Below are 18,416 nucleotides of genomic sequence, written 5' to 3'. Positions count from 1 at the left end.
CAATAGTACGATTAAACCATACTCTATTGATTTACTTGAACAGTATTTTCACTTTGATTTTGATACCATTCGTTTACCTCTTCTGTCATTTCCCTCCCCCCCATTTCCTTCCACTTTTCTACAAATAAATCAAATTCATTCATCGAACGACCTAAAATAAATTCCACATAGGAATCATGTATATAATTATCTAAAATGGTTTTCATCTCAACCATTGTGGTAGTAGGTGGCCCATAAAAACGATCATATAACAAGCTATCATTTTTAATATATTGTTCTAGTATGGAAAAGGCCCCATTTACTCCGTAAGTTTTTTCCCAGCCCCAGCCCGCTTCGTTATTCTCTGTAAAATAATGAATGATATTTTCATAGATTGATTTTGCCTCTTGCTCAAGCTCTGCAAAATTACCACTTGCTCTTACAGCTTCCAATTGGCGAAAGGCATCTAAATTTTTGGAAGCGGGATAAGGGTTTATTGGCGACAACTGCCAGACTGGATAAGGAGTGCTATAAAACAATTCGTACTCTGAGGTTTCTCCCCAATTTTTCTCTAAATAAAGATTAATCATCTTCATTATTGCCTCAGGGTGAGTGGTACCTTTTTTCACAACTAGGTAACTATTCGAATTATACTTTAAGGGAACTTTCACTTCTTTACCCGTTACGGAGACAATAGGGAGGGGTTTCCATTGTGCATCAGGATTCTGTTCTCGACTAACACCTGCTACAAATGATCCCCACTGTTCTCCATATAATATTCCAATTTTACCTGCTGCAATTTGTTTCTTCACCTTGTTCCCATCTTTTAGAAAAAATTCATCATCTAAAATACCTGCTTTATACATGTTTTGTAAAACAGATAGAGCTTCTTTCACCTCCTCTTGAACTCCTCCATTCACAAGCTCACCATATTCATTTTCTATCCAAATACCTGGATAAGCATCAAACCCAGCCATAAAATTAGTTATTCCCATTACTGGATCCCATAAATGTTTAGTAATAGCTAGGCCTAACGTGTCGTCAATATTGTTTTGATCAGGATCTTCAAAAGTAAACGCTTTCGAAATCTCAATCAGATCATTCATCGTTTTAGGCTCAGCTAGTTCTAAATATTCAAGCCAATCCGTTCGTATCCAAATATACTGCGCTTTTTCAATGGTGGAATCGATTTGGGGAATTCCCATCATTTTACCATCTATTGTTGCACTTTCTATTAATCTAGACCCTTCCATTGTGTACACTTCTTTTGTGAATGATGTTGCATATTCCTCGTACACTGCTGTTAAATCCTCTATCAGTCCAGCACGATACAGTTGTCTTAATTGTTGATCATTAACCCACACTACATCAGGTATATTTCCAGAAGTAATAACACTTCCTAATTTACGAGAAAATACATCTCCTTCCGCTTTCCAATCATATATAATGTTAATGCCTAGCATTTGTTTATAGAGTTCAGTCCATCTATTTTTTTCTAGGGTTTCTCCAGGTAAATGATTGATTAGTTCGTTCAAGCCTTGTCCTGTTTCTCTTACAAAATGAAGTTCAATCTCTGGTTCATACTTCGCCAATCCTTTATGTGCGTAAAATTTACTTTCTTGGGGTTGTACCTGTATAAGAGAGTCTTCCTTTGTATCAATTGAATCATCATCACATGACATTAAAGTAACTGAGGCAACGATAAATAGGAATAGAATGATATAAATGGATATATTCCGCTTATGCAAACTGTTTCCTCCATTTCATAATTAATCCATTAATTTATAATTCATTATCCTATTTGATTACTTATTTATCAACCTCCGTTAATAAAGCCCTTACAGAGGGAACAAATGCACTATAAATCTATCTCTTTTTATAATGAAAGAAATCAAAATCAACCATTCCATTTATATTTTGTGTTGCATAGTTGAATAAACCAACCCTACATCCCATAAAGTGATCTAATGTATAATGTAATTTAATTTTTTGACCAATCATTTCCCAAGTGATTCCATCATTTGAATAAGAAAATTCAACAAAATCTTTACTATTTTCAAAGTCAAAAGAAGCCTTCAAATAAACAGTATCCGAAGTATACAAGGTTGATGCTGTAATATCCTCTTCTCCCAAATCTCCTTTTTCACCGATCCCAATATAAAAATCCTGCTCATTACCTGCTAGTACACCGATCCAAGCATAATGTGATTGTAGAGCAACTAACCCTGCTCGATCACCAGGCTTCATTTGTTTAAAGTCAAGCTTTGTAATTGCAGTGCAACGTGGTCCTTCCGTTCTTTGAGTTAAAGTATTTCTAGCAAATTCTACACTTTTTGTAATGTGTCCTGTTCTAAGACGTAAATACCCTTTTCGTTCCGTTAATGACCATAACTCGTTGTTCGGGTTATGGTTCCATTGCCAATTTAAGGCCAGTTTATTCGTTTCATATTGGAACTCATCACTAATAACCAATGGCGCTTGTTGAGTTTCAGGCAAAGGAGAAATAAATTCACTTGGTACCTTTCCACAGGTCCCAAATATAGGCCAATCATCCTCCCAACTAACTGGGACTAGATGAGGAATACGCCCAACCGCATCATGATCTTGAAACAATAAAGCAAACCACCTTCCTTCTTTTGTATCTACAATACCCCCTTGTGCTATTCCTTTATTGTGATAGCCCATATCATCATCTAATACAACACGCATCTCATATGGACCAAGTAGATCCTTTGACCGGTAACAAATTTGTCTACGTCTTTGGTTACCATCTGCAGGCCATTCAATAAAGAACAAATAATAATAGCCATTTCTTTTATAGGCATGACACCCTTCACACCTTAGCCTTATATTTTTGGAGGCAGTTGACAATAATAATCGATGAATACCGTTCTCTTTGACTTTTGTTGCTTCTGGTGTTAGTTCTGTAATTCGAATATCTCCATTACCGTATATAACAAATAAACGATCATTATCAAACAACAAGCTTGGATCATGATAAAGACCATCAAAAACAACCCGATTCCAATCACCAGCTTCAAGGTTTTTTGTTGTGTAAATATAAAATTGTTGCATATCATTACTGGAAAAACATACATAGAAAGTTTTCTGATGATACCTTAGGCTTACCGCCCAGGAACCTTTTCCATAAATGTGTTGACCATTCATTAAATTGTGAGCATCGTTATCTTCTAATGTTTGAAAAACATAATTGATGATTTCCCAATCCTTCAAATTTTTTGACTTCATTATGGGACACCCTGGCATGGAATGCATGCTAGTACTAACCATATAATAAATATCATCTACCCTAATTACACTTGGATCAGGTACATCTGCCCAAAGGATTGGATTGGTGACAAAGGATTCTTTCATTTCTATACCTCCATTGTTTATACAATATTAACAAGCAAATTAATTCTTTTCCATAACCCGCCAAAATGCTTGTTTAGGTTGATGGTTAGTATCGAATAGAAACGGCCAGTTTTTTCTTCCTCTTACTGGAAAATTATCTAACCACGTATAATCATCAGCTACTCCCCAAAAAGTCACAGAATCGATATAATCCTTATACTCTTTGAATAGTTGAAAGATTTGATAGTACCTTTCTGCCTGAAGCTGCATCATCTGTTCTGTTGGTTGCTTTAAATCTGTTCGGCTATCATGATGATCGAAGACGGATAGATCAAGCTCTGTAATATGCAATTGCACATCTAAACTTGCATATGATTCTATTGCTCGCTTAATATGCTCTAAGGAAGGTGAGTGTAAATTCCAATGAGCTTGCAGGCCGATTCCGTGAATGGGTACATCTTTTTCTTTTAAAGATTTAACTAACCTAACTATCTTCTCTCTCTTGCTAGGTACAGATTCATTATAATCATTATAAAATAACTTTGCCTTTGGATCAGCTTCATGAGCAAACTGAAATGCTTTTTCGATAAATTTTTCACCAGCGATATCAAGCCATTTGGAAGGCCGTATAAATTCACCATCCTTATCTGATACCGCTTCATTCACAACATCCCATGCGTAAATGTTATCTTTATATCGATTTATCACCGTATCAATATGATTCTTCATTCTATTAAACAATGTATCACGATCAATTAAGCCACCGTCTTTATCATGAAATACCCAATCAGGAGTTTGATTATGCCAAACCAAAGTATGTCCTCTTACTACCTTTTTATTTTGTTCAGCAAAAGTAACCACTTGGTCTGCGGAATCGAATGTAAAATTCCTCTCGGATGGTTGGATATGACTAAACTTCATTTCATTTTCTGCTGTTAAACTATTAAAATGCTTCTTGATTAAACTTTCTTGACTTTTTATAGTCATCGGGTTCACTGCAGCTCCGATTTTAAAATAGTCCTTCATCACTTTATAAAGTTGCATTTGATTATCCTTTGAATTACCCAATGTAATTCCTCCTCTTATATAGTTAGTAATTTTTCGATAAAAATGAATGTCCTTACGAAAGAAGTTTTGCGACTCATTCGCAAGATACTATTCAGACCATGATTACCCTACAATCCCAGATCGTTCGATACTTTCAACAAAATAACGTTGAACGAATAAGTAAATAATAATAAGTGGTAAGATAGCAAGCAATATCCCCGTATCTTGTACCATACTCATATAAAATGGATCTTTATTTGTCGCAACTCCACCTTCAAGCTGAATTGACAAATTATAAGGTAATGAGGACAATTGTGTAGCCATTACATTACTTGATGTTAAATAGGTTGTTGTAAAGAAGCTATCATTCCACTGCCAAACAAATGAAAAAAGCATTACTGTAACAATTGCCGGAAAGGCATTAGGTAGCATAATACGTAAAAAAGTCTTTCCCACACCAGCTCCATCAATATAAGCAGCTTCTTCAATTACCTTTGGAATCCCTCTAAAAAATTGCCGGAAGATAAAAATATACAATCCGGCTTTTAGCGAATTTGCCGTAACAGATGTTAAAATAAAGGGCCAATATGAATTTAATAAATTTGCAGAATCACCTGTCAATAACGGAATAATTCCCATCAGTGTGAAATCTTTTAAATTCATATAAATTGGAATTAAAATAGTCGTTGGTGGTACTAAAATAGTTAGTATGACACCAGCAAATAACAGTTTACTTCCTTTAAAGCTAAGTCTAGCAAAAGCATAGCCTGCTAGGGCACAAGAAGCAGTTGTTAGAATGGTTGTAATGCTCGCTAACAAAAAAGTATTCAATAGAGTGTCCCAATAATCCATAATCTTTATAGCATTCTTAAAATTCTCTAATGTGAAATGTTCTGGAATCCAAACAACAACAGGGGAGTATAAATCACTTTTATGTTTAATGGCAGTCGCTATTTTTTGTAGAATTGGATACAAAATCACAAAAGATAAACCGACAATTAAAACAAATCGAACCATTGCCCATAGCCACCGCTTCCAATTTTCCAACGATAATAATTTTACTATCATTATCCTTCCCCCCTCTATTCCTGATAGAATACTTTTTTAGATATAACATACGTACTTACCATTAGAATGATCATTATCGTAACAAAATAGAGCCAAGCCATTGCTGAGCTTAATCCGAAATTACTGTTATCAAACCCTGTTGATAGGATCAATTCTGTGATCGAGCTACGCGAAAAAGAATCAATAATCGTATAAATTATATTAACTAAAATCAGTGGTGTAACCAGTGGAAAAGTGATTTTCCAAAATGCTTCATAGCCTGTTGCGCCTTCCATCTTGGCAGCTTCATAGAGTGCAGGAGGGACAGTTTGAATACCGGCTAAAAAAATTAATATTTGGACACCTGACTGGCTCACAATCTGATAAATTCTGTCAACTGCACCTGTAAGATAAGCTACAATCGTTTCATTTACTCCAGAACGAAGCATAATTCTCTCTAATTCAAATGCCCCAAAACCGCTAGTAACGCCACCTGAGTTCGCATTTTGCTCATTAATGGCTTGCACCAAGCTAGTTGATTCCAAGTTTAAAATGACACCTGAGGCAAGAATAACTGGGAGAAAGAAAACACCTCTCGCAAACGATCTACCAAGGAACTTTTGGTTTAATAGCACCGCTAAAAACAAACTGAATATAATGATTAATGGGATGTTTACCACCATGTTAATAATAGATTCTATTAGTGTCCTGTTAAAATTTGTGTTTACAGTAAGGGCTTCGATATAATTTTTCAAACCAATGAAGGTAATTTTCATTCCTTCCGAGCTTGCTTGTATCTTGCTAAAGCTAAATCGTAAGGAAGTAAGTAAAGGAATTAAAAAGAAAAAGATAAACCCAAGTAACCAGGGTAGAACAAATAGAAAACCCCAAAAGGCCTTTTGTCCTTCATAAGACTTTGGCATTATTGTTAGTTTTTGCATCGCTTTCATTTCTCATCACCCCCAGTTACTGTTACATAATTCATTGCTTCAATTTTTTTCCCATCTACCGTTACTTCTGTCTGATTATAGTTCACGATAATAGCTACACCATTTCCGTATACTGTTTTGAAAACTCCATCTTGTAATTTTTCATGTGTTTGTATTTGTTCATTAACTACCTGGCTCAACACTTGATTTATTTCTTGGTAAATTTCTACTGCTTCCTTCATCCATGCAGCATAATTAATAGAATATAAATAATCAAATTCCGTATCCTTTACCTCATGGTTCGGTGCATAACCCCATTTAAAATGGACACCTGAACCGTACTCTATACTTTTTAAAATATATTCCCTTGTATCGGTAAACTCGGAAAGGTTATAGGGATTCCCAGTATAATTAATAAACCCACGGATAACCATTTGGTAAAATGGAATCTCTTCATCTTCTAGCTTGTATCCACTATTACTCATTGGAGCATTGGTCAGACTTGTTATATATGGTAATGTATAAGCATTTCCACCGTTCGCCAATAAATCAAGCTCCTGGGCTCGTATTGCTTGAAATGCCTTACTCACCATTTCTTTCGATTCGTTCCGATAAATTTGTTTATTCTTTCTAAAATCACTATTTAATTGATCCGCTAAATCTCGTAAAGACAAGCCTCTCAAACCGATTTCTTCTATATTTTGAAGCATATCTACTGTGTACTTTTCTATTTGTTTAGGTGAAACAACATACGAAGGCGACTTATCTCTGTCTCTACGATTAAGTGTTATATCAATGGGATAGACTGCTGCTGACACACCTTTTAAAGTTCTTGAGGCTTCAGATTCCGCATCGAAACCACCACCATTATATATCGATAGAAGCGCGACATCTGGGAACAAAGGAATATCATTCTCGTTTGTATACTCCATCAATCGTTTCAATCCTTTACTACCACCTATTACATCATCTACCTTTATTTTCGTAGGTACCTTGTGATTAACGCCACCATTAAACCATCCTGAATACTTTAATTGAATATGATTGATATTTTTTGACTTTAACTTAGCTAAGATTACTTTTGCTTCTTCAAAGCTTGTCAATGATTCAAGTGCATGATAAGGGATACCTACAAAATGCTTTTGTTTATTAATTGCCCCTACAAGATCTAAAAAGAAAGGTACATCTTTTTTATTGTTTTTACTCTTAAACTGAGGCAATCCATCTCGCCTTGCCAAATATTCTTGATAAGACTTTGCCATTCCACTATAAGTTGCTTTATCTCCATTTAAAAATATATATCTAACTGTATAATCTGTTTTCATTGGTTTTTCCTGAAATTTTGGTAAGGTGCGTTCTTGTTCATTCGCTTGGAGTGTCACTTCATCCTTATTGATAACGGAAAAACTTGGATAAATATAATTATAACTATTTAGTCTTCCACTTATATCCGCATGAATATTTGCTACAGGTGCCCCTCTTTCAATGATTCCTAGTACAGCACTTGTATCATACAAAATACCGAATACCGGTAACCTCACCTCTTGTTCCATCGATTGGTTTTCTCGAACATTCAGTGCTAAATCCTCTCCGTAAACTGGCTGTTGATAAGAAGGATACTCTGTTTTCCCATTGTTAAAATGAATTAGCGCACCAGACCCATCTGGCACCAATAACGAACCTTCATCTTCGGTTCCCGCAGCACCAAAAAAATTCAATAAGGAAATCCTGTTAATTGGATAATTCTCTGGATAATGAATTCTCTCTATCGGCACATTCACTACTAAACTGTTCTCTTCAAGTGTATATTCTATTGCTGCTTCAAAGACACTCGAAGATGCATTTTCCTGAGTAAAATTTAATTCGGCCATATCCTCCTGTAGATGCTCCTCTGTATAACCAGCATCTTCAAACGCTTGTAATGCCTTTTCCAATTGCATACCGTTTAATGCACTATCATTTCGTTCATAGACATTCGTCTCCTTGTTCTCTTTATAAGCAATCATTAACGATCGTTGCCCATTCTTGTCTAATTTATTATTTAATTCTTCATACCTATCCTTACTAAGCATTAATGGTAAATCCTCTACAGATTTTTCGGTTTTTCCAAAACGATAAGTAACTCGAATTCCATCATTCACTTCTTCTACTCTTATCTGTTCATTAGCTACACTATCTGAAAATGTATTCACAGAATTAAGCTGATTAAATCTGTTATAAAAATCTATTTGCATCTGTGCTGATAGTAAGGATTTATTTACGCCCGTCGCAATTGCATCATTCGCTCTTTCAGGCGGATTACTGTACCAAACCTTTCCTGTCTTTTTATGATGAATAGCTATATTACCATTCTTATCATCTATAAATAACTGTAAATTCTCATTTTCTATAACACCTTTCATCCCTGCGACTTTCTCATCTGTAAATTTAGACAGAAATACCTGCCCTTGTTCGAATGGTTCAATACTCTCTGCTTCACTTCCCTTTTGTTCCTTTGATGCCGAAGTAGAGCAGCCTATTAATAGAAACAAGGTAAAGGCTATGGTAGCTAGCAATGGAATTAATTTGTTCACTCTTCCCCCTCCTTTCTCAATATCTAATGACAATTTCTTGATAAATGGCGGAAATAAATGCAATGATTTGTTGAATCAAACTAAAAAACAATAAACACAAAAATGCCATAAATCCCATAGCAATTACAGTAAGTATCATGATGGTTATCGATTTCAATGGGGTAAATTGATGTACGGTCATATTCCCGATAAATAACAAGAAGAGAAACCAAATTAATGCAAAGCTATTGGTGAAATAGTAAAAAGCTGTTTCTTCCATAGAAATTAAATTGCTGATCCAGATCCAAGGAAAATTTAAGAGAATTAATGGAATTAGTGCAAAGCAAGTGGAAGTGAAAATCTCTACAAATTTTCCTTCACCATCCATTAATGTCGTAAGTGACCAATTAGCTATACACCAAAATAACAACGGAACGATGACATATAAGATCTCTAGGAAGCTATTCATATGATTTGGGTTATAAATATTCACTAAAAAGCCACTGTATTGTGTGCGCAAAATATTGGTTAATACCATTAAAAATATAACGAGAAATGAAATAATTAAATTAATTCGTTTATTCATTTCATATTTCAAGTCCCAGTATCCATTAAATGGGTGAACAATTAAATAGAATGGGAATTTCATTATCTCCTTATTCAATAGTTATCTCCTTCCTTCTCTTTATTAATTTTCTATAAAACCTCCATACAAACAATCCGATTACAGCTACCAATATCGTTGTTAAAATGGTTGGAAAATAATCCTTTAACACTTCTTTACGATACAGCAGAAACGCTTTCGAATAATTTTTTTGATCTAAGCTTTTTTTAAAATTTTCCATTGCCCCTTTGTAGTCACCTTGTCTTAGCAATGCTTTTCCAATACCTGCATAAGCAAACTCTAAATTAGCATTCATCTCAATTACTTCTTTAAAAAAATGATATGCTGACTCCTCATCACCTTCATAGTAACTACGAACCGCTTGATTAATCATATGTCCGTAATTTGTTGCCTTAAAAACCGTAATTTCACCTAGAGCTTTGTCTAATACTAAAAATTGCTCGCTAACTCTTTCAATAGCTACAGGCGTATGAAACAATCCACGTCTATTTCCTATTCCGCCAAAAACATACATTAAATGACCATCATTATTGTAAGTAAAAATTCGACCACGTTTACTATCAAGAACGGAATACATTTCACTGTCTGATACATCGATATCAATTAATCTAGATGGACCAATATCTATCGGATAACGAATATCTCCGATCGGATCAAAATAACCCTCTCTTCTCAGAATATCCGTCCCTCTTGCATTTAATTTTTTGATTTTATCACTACTGTTATCTCCATTTGTTGCATAAATAAAGCCTTCTTCATTTATATCTAGATTGGTAAATTCTGTTGGAATAAACATCACCATTTGACTACGTTGAGCTTGTGTCGATAATCGCTTCCATAACAATTCAATAGGATCTACTTGGACACGATTTGCTCCGATAAAGGTATTAAACTCCCCGTTCACATTGAACTCCATAAATCCATCAAATACACCTTCTGCCATTGTATAAACTCTTCCAGCATTATCGACAACCACCCTTAATGGCTGGAACACAAAATCATCCTTTAATAGATCCGAGCTTGGTTGTTCAATAATTGTTACTAGTTGATAATTCTGATCCAATTGAACAATTCGATTATTTCCCGTATCTGCGATAAAAATTTGCTTTTCTTTTGTAACAAAAATACCCTGTGGATTAGATAACTGATCCTTTTTCCCATTATTATCAAAAGAAGCAACCGTATCGATTAACTGGAATCGATGGTTCAGCATAACTACTCGATTGTTACCTGAATCTACTACATAGATCATCTGATCTTCAGTGACGTGTATATCACTAGGTTCTATAAAAGGGCCAATCCCTAAGTCTTCCCCATTTACTAGTGTCGTAGGTTTATATGCATCAGGAGCTGAAATCGAATCACCCCAATAGGAATAATTATAGGAAGGTGCTTGCCCATTTGCCTGAACGTGGAAAGCTCCCATACTTATACCAGTAAAAATCACGATGGAAGCGACAAGTAATTTAAACGATCTCTCCGTCTTACCCAAAATTTTTTCAACCCCTTTCCTAATCTTTAATTCCTGAATTCGCCATTGTTTGCATGACACTACTCTGTGAAAAAATGAATAGGGTTATTGGCACAATCATTAGGAATAAAGCAACAGCTGCACCCACTCCAGCTCTTGCTATCCCACCCTGTATAATTTGTCCTAATGCATAATGAAGAGTTTTCAGATTTTCACTATAAATGAAGTTACCACCATCTGTTCCCCATAACATAGGAAATTGTAATATCATCAAGGTTAACCACGCTGGCTTCACATTCGGCATTACAATGCTCCAGAAAATCCGATACTCACTTGCCCCATCTATCTTCGCTGCTTCTAATAATGGATTCGGAATCTGCTCCATAAATTGTTTCATTAGAAATAAACCTAAAGGAAATGCCAAGGAAGGTACGATAATCGAAGCTTGCGTATTGATCCACCCTAGCCAAGACATCACCATATAGTTTGGAATCGCAGTGACATGTGGTGAAAACATCAAGGATAATACAACGATAGAGAAGATGGTTTTAGATCCGATGAATCGGTATTTTGCTAGTGGATATGCAGCTGCAGATGCCAATAAGATATGTCCTGCAGTTCCGATGATGGTAATTAGTAATGTGTTCGTGATATAACGAGACAATGGGACCCACGAATTCCCCATTAATGAAACGAGGTCAAAGAAATTATCAAGAGTTGGATTTCGGACAAAAAATCTCGGCGGAAAAATAAATAATTCATCTAATGGTTTAAAGGCATTGTTTATCGCATACACCAATGGCAATGCCATAAATGCACCAAATAAAGCTAATAAGGCAAACATGATAAAAGTAACGATAAATGATCGATTTAATTTCTTATTAGCTCGAAAAATTCTCAATGTTGTTACAGACAATGCTATGCACCTACCTTTTTAAGTAATTTCTGCACGATTATATTTGTACCAACCATGATGGTAAATAGTACGGTTGCAATTGCGGATGCATAACCCATTTCAAATCGAATCGTTCCATAATCGATCAAGTGAGTCACTACAGTATGTGCAGCATAATTGACACTTGGAAAGCCAGCTAAAGCAATAGAAATTTCCGCAACAGCAAATGACTGAGTAATTTGCATGACAGCACCAAACATAAGCATCGGACGCATAGATGGAAGTGTAATAAACCAAAGCTCTTGCCACCTGTTTTTGATTCCATCAATTGCTCCTGCTTCTATTAATGAGCGATCAATTGTTTGAAGACCTGCAATAAATGCAAGGAAACCAGTACCTAAGCTAAGCCATAATTGAACAATAATAACTACTGCTAAGATGTATTGTTCATCCTTTAACCATTGAATGGGCTCCAGAATAATCCCTAAATTCATAAGAAATCCATTAAGATAACCATAACTGTCACCTGAAAATATAATGAGCCATATAAAGAATACATTTCCTGAAATAGATGGCGCATAGAATACGACAGTCATAAATGCACGAATTTTGGGAGATAACTCATTAATAATCCACGCAAATATAAAGCAGGCTATATAACTAATCGGGCCTGTTATAATAGCAAACATAAACGTATTTTTTAAAGCAATACTGAAAATATCATCGTTTAAGAACAACCGTGTATAGTTAGACCATCCGATAAATCTAGGAAACTCTAGCATGTTAAAATACGTAAAGCTAAGTCCAAAAGAGATGATTACAGGGATAACTGTAAACAGAAGAAAAATAGTTAAATATGGTGCCATTAAAACATAGTAATGCTTGTTTTTACTTATTTCTTTCATTAAGTTTGCTATACGAGATTTCTTTTTCGGATAGCGAGATTCTTCTAATGATTGCTCGATAATTTTCGATTGCATTTCCTTCCTCCCTTCCTAATTCGGTAAATTAAATTCATCTCTTTTCATTTCAATTTCATCATTCATATACAAAATATAATCAGATAAAGCTTCCCTTGGATTTTCATTTGCATTTACCACTTTTCTAAACGCATTATCTAAATGACGGCCTGTAAAGTATCCTCCTGGGACTTGCGGGATACCTCTAACCCACTTCCACTGACTTTCGAGGTTATTATAGTCATCCACAGGCCATGGCAATTCCTTCAGAGCTTCTATATTTGCTGTTGGATAACGTGCCGCTTCTCCCATTAATCCTTCCATTTCCCGTCCGAAGGCAATTTGAGTTTCTTTATCTGTCCACCACTTCATAAACTCCCACGAAGACTTTTTATCAGAAGCGTTTTCTAACATCATTACTGCTGTCGTGTGGCTTGCAACTTCATGGTTAATGGTGTCATCGTTCGCTTTAGTGCCAGGAACAACGGTAAAGTCCCATAAGCCTTTTATTTCTGGTGCAAGCACTGTTAACATATTATAAGTGGTGTAATCAGCAATCCCAATTGGCATTTCACCAACACGGAACCGATTAGGGAAATCTGCCATCAATGGGAACTTGTAATTAGTGTAGAACTGAGTCCATTTTTTGAATTGTTTCATCGAAACCTCTGAGTCTAAAGCACTTGACTTCTGATCGTTCGCATAGAACTGTCCCCCATTTTGATAAAGCAACATCGAAAAAGTAGCATTCGGTACCATGTTTGTTTGCTCTTGTGCTTGGGGATCATCGATTGGTAAAAAGAATTCTAAATTATGCTTTTGTAGGACAGAAATCATATTATAGACATCCTCCCATGTTTCAGGTGGGGTTAATCCAAGTTCATTCAAAATATCTTTTCTATAAAAAAGCATTGGGAAAATTTGTTGTTCCGGCAATGCATATACTCCACCATCAAATTGATATGGTGTTAGTCCACTTTCCCTAAAGCGACCTGCCACTTTTTCAAAATCATCGAACTGGGATAAATCTGCAGCTGCGTTTCTCATCGCATAATTAACTGGTACTTCTTCTCCAATTTGCATGGCAACATCAGGTCCTTCTTTTGCTAATGTTGCTGGGAGGAGAATATTTGGTGGCACCAATCTTAATCTCACAGAAATATTAGTTTGTGGGGTAAACATGTCATCAATAAGTGATTTCAGAACTTGAGCTTGATCTCGTCCAGTGGTGATCCAAACTGTAATAGACTGTTCACTTTCTGCAATATTACCGATACTGTCATAATCTTCCGTATAAGAAGCTAATAATGCACCTGTCTCATGTTGAACAGTTTCCATTATTGTCGCATTTGCCTCTGGAAGCTCTACATCTGGGGAAGATATAACTAAATAATCAAGGGTTAGTGGTTGCTCACGAACGGTTAGCATCCAGGTACCTAGCCCACCAACGTTCACTTTAAAATCATCTAATCTTCTTGCTATCGTATCTGGTTTTTCCACCATGTCATTAAGCTGCCTTACCAGCGAATGGAGAATAGCCACCTTATCACTTCGTTCACCTGTCGATTCTTCCAAATAATCAGCGACACTGTTAATAATTTCACTTTGTTTCGTAAACACGTCAATCATATCTGGGATCCTTTTTTCTAGTTGATAATCACGATATGGATCTGGTGTATTGGAGGTAATCATTAAGATCTTTCGGTACATTTCATTTAATTCAAGTACACTTGATTCAATGGTTTGTAGAAGTGGCGCCATATCACCTAAAGAAACCATCAAACGGATTCGATGTGTTCCTTTTGTTAAATGAAATAAATACGGTTCCTCTTCTCCGAGCAGATCCAACTGCCAGTTCATATTATGATGAAAGCGAATTCTTTCTACTTCTTTAAAAGGTGTTTCCCCATCAATGGTTAGGCTTCTAGTTGCATATACGCCTTGAAGTTGATCTTGTTTATGCTTTAATGCAATCTGATACAACCCATCTTCTTCTACATCAAATTCCCATTCCATCCATTGGCCAGGCATTTTCCAATTCAATCCGCCAATTGTATTCATTCTTAATTTTGAAACATGATATGGTTCTACCGTTGGGCTTGATCGGTCGGATAAAGGATACAACGTAGGTGATGATTTTCGTACAGCATCCTCTGCTTGTATAACAATGGATTGACCTTTAGTAGGCTCTAATTCTTTTGTTTTATATTCGTCCACTACTTGTTCATAATTCTTTGATGGTTTATCTTGATATAATTCAATATAGTCAATAGCCATTGGTTCACGTAGAGATGTCAAGGAGATCTCTTGAACACCTTGATGAAAATAGAATTTATAAGGCTCTTCATAATAACCCTCACTATCTATAAATGGCCGTGTAATCCATTCCGGTTTTTCCACCTGACGAGGTCGTAATTCATTTCCCCTATCATCTACTTGGATTTTATCGAATCTGTTATCCCATATTCGATGAAATAACAATAAATCTGCCCCTTCAAAAGGCACTTGATCATTTATAGCAAGCTCTCTTTCAATGGCAGAACTCTTTCCTTCCATTGGATAATAGTGAATCCTTACATTATATAGTCCCGTTTCATCTATTGGAATTTCCCATTTTATCGTGCCTTCTTCTGGTGTCAAAACCGCTTTACCATTAAGTCCCTCGAAATTCTCTTCGATTAAAAACTTATCATTACTTGCGTAAATAAAATTTTCTCCCTCAATCTTTATTGTTTTTTCAGGTTTGGCTTCAGAAATGTACTTCTTCAAGTAAGAATCATAACTATTTTCATTAGTCTTATTCGTAATTGCTTCAAAATCATCCACAGCCTTTACTTGATTAGAAGCTGGTGAATCAGAAGGCTTCAATGCCCACAATAAGAAAAGTAAAATTGCTACGAAAGATAGAATTTTTATCTTATTCTTTTTTATTTTCTTCACACTTTCCCCTCCTGTAGCAAGGTACATCCGTTTTGACTTTTTTAATTGTTTTAAGGTACTTGATAAATGACAAGTACCCTAAAACTTTAATACTATTTCACATGCCTTTTAATTTCCCCATACTTCATCAATTGCTGATTGGAAGAGTGGTTTGTATTTCTCCACAACTGTTGATACAGATGTACCACTTCCAATTTCAGCTACAAAATCGTAGTAGCCTAAGTTAGGATAAGTATTATAATCCAATACTAGTAGATTTTCAGATACCATACGTAGATTATTAATATCTTCTTCATTCGTGTAATGACTTTCATAACTTGCCTGGCCTGGATAATCATAAATCGATTCAATATCATTTATTTTCTCCCAGATATACATTAATTGTTCAGGGTTTTCTACTGTTTTTGGAATCGTTAATGCTTGCAGTAATGCTTCAGCTGAATAATATTTATCTACACTTGGACCTTTAGGAAATGGAATAAAACCAATATCATAATCCGGCATATCCGTTGAAAGTCCATCAATCTCCCAATCAGCACCAGCATACATTAACGTATTACCTTGACGGAAAAACTGCCCTGGCTCTGTCCAATCTCCACCTTCAGTAGGTCGTGGAATTTGCTCTGTTACAAGCTGTGATTCAAATTCCAGAGCTTCTATCGTTGCAGGATCATCTAAATTATGTTCGTTGCCTTTTACTAAATCCGTGTTATTGGACATTAATGCAAATTGCATTAAGGATGCATTGGCTAGTCCCCATGTATCCAATTTTCCATCATTATTTGTATCCTTATTCGCTGCCTTCGCTACTTCAAGAAAAGTATCCCAATTCCAATTGTCTTCATCCACATATTCTTGAAGTGGTTTAAGCCCTAATTCATTCATTAACGTTCGATTGTAGAAAATTCCTTGTGCTAAGTTTTTGTGATCCTCTGTAAAGCCATAACCTTTTCCTTCATACGTATATAGATTACTTGTCATATTCTGATTAAAAGCATTTGGATTCTTTGTATATTCATCGATGGGCCATAATAAATCTTGTTTCACTAATGCCGGTACTGTATAGGTTTTACCGAGTCTTACGATATCACCAATTGGTTCACCAGCAATTAGAGATGCGGTAACTTTTTCTTGGTACTCGCCATAATCAATCGCAATATATTCCACTTTAAAATTATGTTTTTCCATCAATGCTTCTAAATTCTCACGACGTTGGATATTGTCTGGATTATCATCAGGTATAGTCATATCCCACCAAGAAACAATCTTTATTGTTTTACCACCTAAATCAAAGTCCATCTCAGGTGTCTGATAATAGTCAGCTTCCGATTCTTCTGGTGCGTCATTTTCCGTATCTTGATCGTTCTCCTCATTAGTATTTCCTGTGTCGTTGTTAACGCTTTCATCATTATTGTTACAAGCTACTAGGAAAACAAATAAAAAACACAAAAAAAGTGATAATAACAATTTCCTTCTGTCCATAACTAAAGCCCTCCTTATAAAGTTTATTTCTTATAATTTTAAATTTAGCATCGGGCAAATTTGTTCACAACCTGTTGCATACTAGTATTTCCACCTGTGAAATTATGGATGTTATTAATTACCATCAGCTAGTTTCCTAGCAATACTGACCTTAGAAGGACAAACTTTCATATGATCAGTACAGGACATAAAGAAATGTTACAAACATTTGGGTATTATATAAAGAAATGCACATTTTATTGTTTTCAAATATTACATATAATGAAATCGCATACATTAGTTGTTGCTGTTCCTTAAGAGAATTCCAAAATAGGGGGTATAATATGTATAAAATTTTACTTATTGGCTCAAACAAGCATTCAACAGAGGCATTTCGACATATGGTTGATTGGAACCAATTAGGATTCTGTCTTACAGTGTGCTTAGAAACACCAAATTCTGTAATGGAGTTATTCAATAAGGATAGGTTTTCCTTCATAATCATCAATATGACAGATTTAAAGGATAAAGGTCTCCAGCTTTGTGAAGCCCTACGAAAAATAAGCTCCATACCTATTTTGTTAATTGGTGGGAACAAAGATTTTCAAATCATAAGAAAAGCCTTGAATCTCCAGGTCAATGATTATATTCCTGATCCAGTGAATCCTACTGAATTGAAATCATCCTTACTATTAATAAAAGAAACACTTTCCTCTGCTCATTATAAATCTAATACTCTACTCCATCTTGCCAAGCCGATTTCAAACCAAACAAGTGATATTATTGAGAAGGTAAAAAATTATGTGAATCGATCATTAAATGAGTCGTTAAGTAAAAAAATCACCTTAAAAGAAATAGCCGATCAATTAAACTATAATTGCTCCTATTTAAGCCATAAATTTAAATGTCGAGAGAACATGACCTTCAATGAATTTTTATTAAAACAAAGAATGGAAAAAGCAAAATTATTATTAGAAAAAACAGATATGAAGATTTATGAGGTTGCTCAAGAGGTTGGATATGTTGAACTAGATTGGTTTTACAAAAAATTCAAAACATATACAGGCGTTAATGCCAACAAATATAGACAACTGGCTGGTTCCAAATAGTTTAATAATAAAGTGAAAGGCGAGGAAAATATTCCTCACCTTTCTACT

13 protein-coding genes are annotated in these 18,416 nt (G+C 35.3%); 1 reads left to right on the top strand and 12 read right to left on the bottom strand.

The window, feature by feature from the left end; all coding sequences use genetic code 11:
• Positions 1-23: 23 nt before the first annotated feature.
• The 12 genes from ACZ5R4_RS17135 to ACZ5R4_RS17080 all read right to left on the bottom strand — a co-directional run bounded on the left by ACZ5R4_RS17135 (position 24) and on the right by ACZ5R4_RS17080 (position 17,280).
• Positions 24-1,727, bottom strand: a complete 1,704-nt coding sequence (locus ACZ5R4_RS17135) for an extracellular solute-binding protein (protein ID WP_464367688.1) — start codon at positions 1,725-1,727, stop codon at positions 24-26.
• Positions 1,728-1,845: 118 nt separating this feature from the next.
• Positions 1,846-3,354, bottom strand: coding sequence for a glycoside hydrolase family 43 protein (locus tag ACZ5R4_RS17130; protein WP_109985339.1), 1,509 nt, complete (start codon positions 3,352-3,354; stop codon positions 1,846-1,848).
• Positions 3,355-3,393: 39 nt separating this feature from the next.
• Entirely contained in the window at positions 3,394-4,401 is a 1,008-nt protein-coding gene (locus ACZ5R4_RS17125) for an endo-1,4-beta-xylanase (RefSeq protein ID WP_430735840.1), read from the bottom strand.
• Positions 4,402-4,503: 102 nt separating this feature from the next.
• On the bottom strand, positions 4,504-5,448 hold the full coding sequence (locus tag ACZ5R4_RS17120; RefSeq protein ID WP_425454591.1) for a carbohydrate ABC transporter permease: 945 nt from the start codon (positions 5,446-5,448) through the stop codon (positions 4,504-4,506).
• Between the two features lie 14 nt (positions 5,449-5,462).
• Entirely contained in the window at positions 5,463-6,377 is a 915-nt protein-coding gene (locus tag ACZ5R4_RS17115; protein WP_464367687.1) for a carbohydrate ABC transporter permease, read from the bottom strand.
• Positions 6,374-8,929, bottom strand: coding sequence for a DUF5696 domain-containing protein (locus tag ACZ5R4_RS17110; protein WP_464367686.1), 2,556 nt, complete (start codon positions 8,927-8,929; stop codon positions 6,374-6,376). The genes ACZ5R4_RS17115 and ACZ5R4_RS17110 overlap by 4 nt, the downstream gene beginning before the upstream one ends.
• Positions 8,930-8,945: 16 nt before the next feature.
• Positions 8,946-9,557 carry a YIP1 family protein gene (locus ACZ5R4_RS17105; protein ID WP_425454597.1) on the bottom strand — a complete coding sequence of 204 codons (612 nt, stop codon included), beginning with the start codon at positions 9,555-9,557 and terminating at the stop codon, positions 8,946-8,948.
• A gap of 7 nt (positions 9,558-9,564) precedes the next feature.
• On the bottom strand, positions 9,565-11,028 hold the full coding sequence (locus tag ACZ5R4_RS17100; RefSeq protein ID WP_425454596.1) for a hypothetical protein: 1,464 nt from the start codon (positions 11,026-11,028) through the stop codon (positions 9,565-9,567).
• Positions 11,029-11,044: 16 nt separating this feature from the next.
• On the bottom strand, positions 11,045-11,848 hold the full coding sequence (locus ACZ5R4_RS17095; protein ID WP_425454595.1) for a carbohydrate ABC transporter permease: 804 nt from the start codon (positions 11,846-11,848) through the stop codon (positions 11,045-11,047).
• Between the two features lie 74 nt (positions 11,849-11,922).
• Positions 11,923-12,879: a carbohydrate ABC transporter permease gene (locus ACZ5R4_RS17090; protein WP_109985332.1), complete on the bottom strand. Its 957-nt coding sequence runs from the start codon at positions 12,877-12,879 to the stop codon at positions 11,923-11,925.
• A 15-nt stretch (positions 12,880-12,894) separates the two neighbouring features.
• Positions 12,895-15,789 (bottom strand): extracellular solute-binding protein, encoded by a 2,895-nt coding sequence (locus ACZ5R4_RS17085; protein WP_464368509.1) that lies wholly within the window; start codon positions 15,787-15,789, stop codon positions 12,895-12,897.
• A 117-nt stretch (positions 15,790-15,906) separates the two neighbouring features.
• A complete protein-coding gene (locus ACZ5R4_RS17080) occupies positions 15,907-17,280 on the bottom strand; it encodes an ABC transporter substrate-binding protein (protein ID WP_109985330.1) in 1,374 nt (457 codons plus the stop codon).
• Positions 17,281-17,603: 323 nt separating this feature from the next.
• Here ACZ5R4_RS17080 and ACZ5R4_RS17075 point away from each other — a divergent pair, with 323 nt between their 5' ends.
• On the top strand, positions 17,604-18,368 hold the full coding sequence (locus ACZ5R4_RS17075; RefSeq protein ID WP_054860302.1) for a response regulator transcription factor: 765 nt from the start codon (positions 17,604-17,606) through the stop codon (positions 18,366-18,368).
• Positions 18,369-18,416: the final 48 nt, after the last annotated feature.

This window comes from Gracilibacillus sp. JCM 18860, from assembly GCF_055395245.1.
The sequence above is the reverse complement of the archived record's forward strand: the minus strand, read 5'-3'. Positions and strand labels throughout refer to the sequence as shown.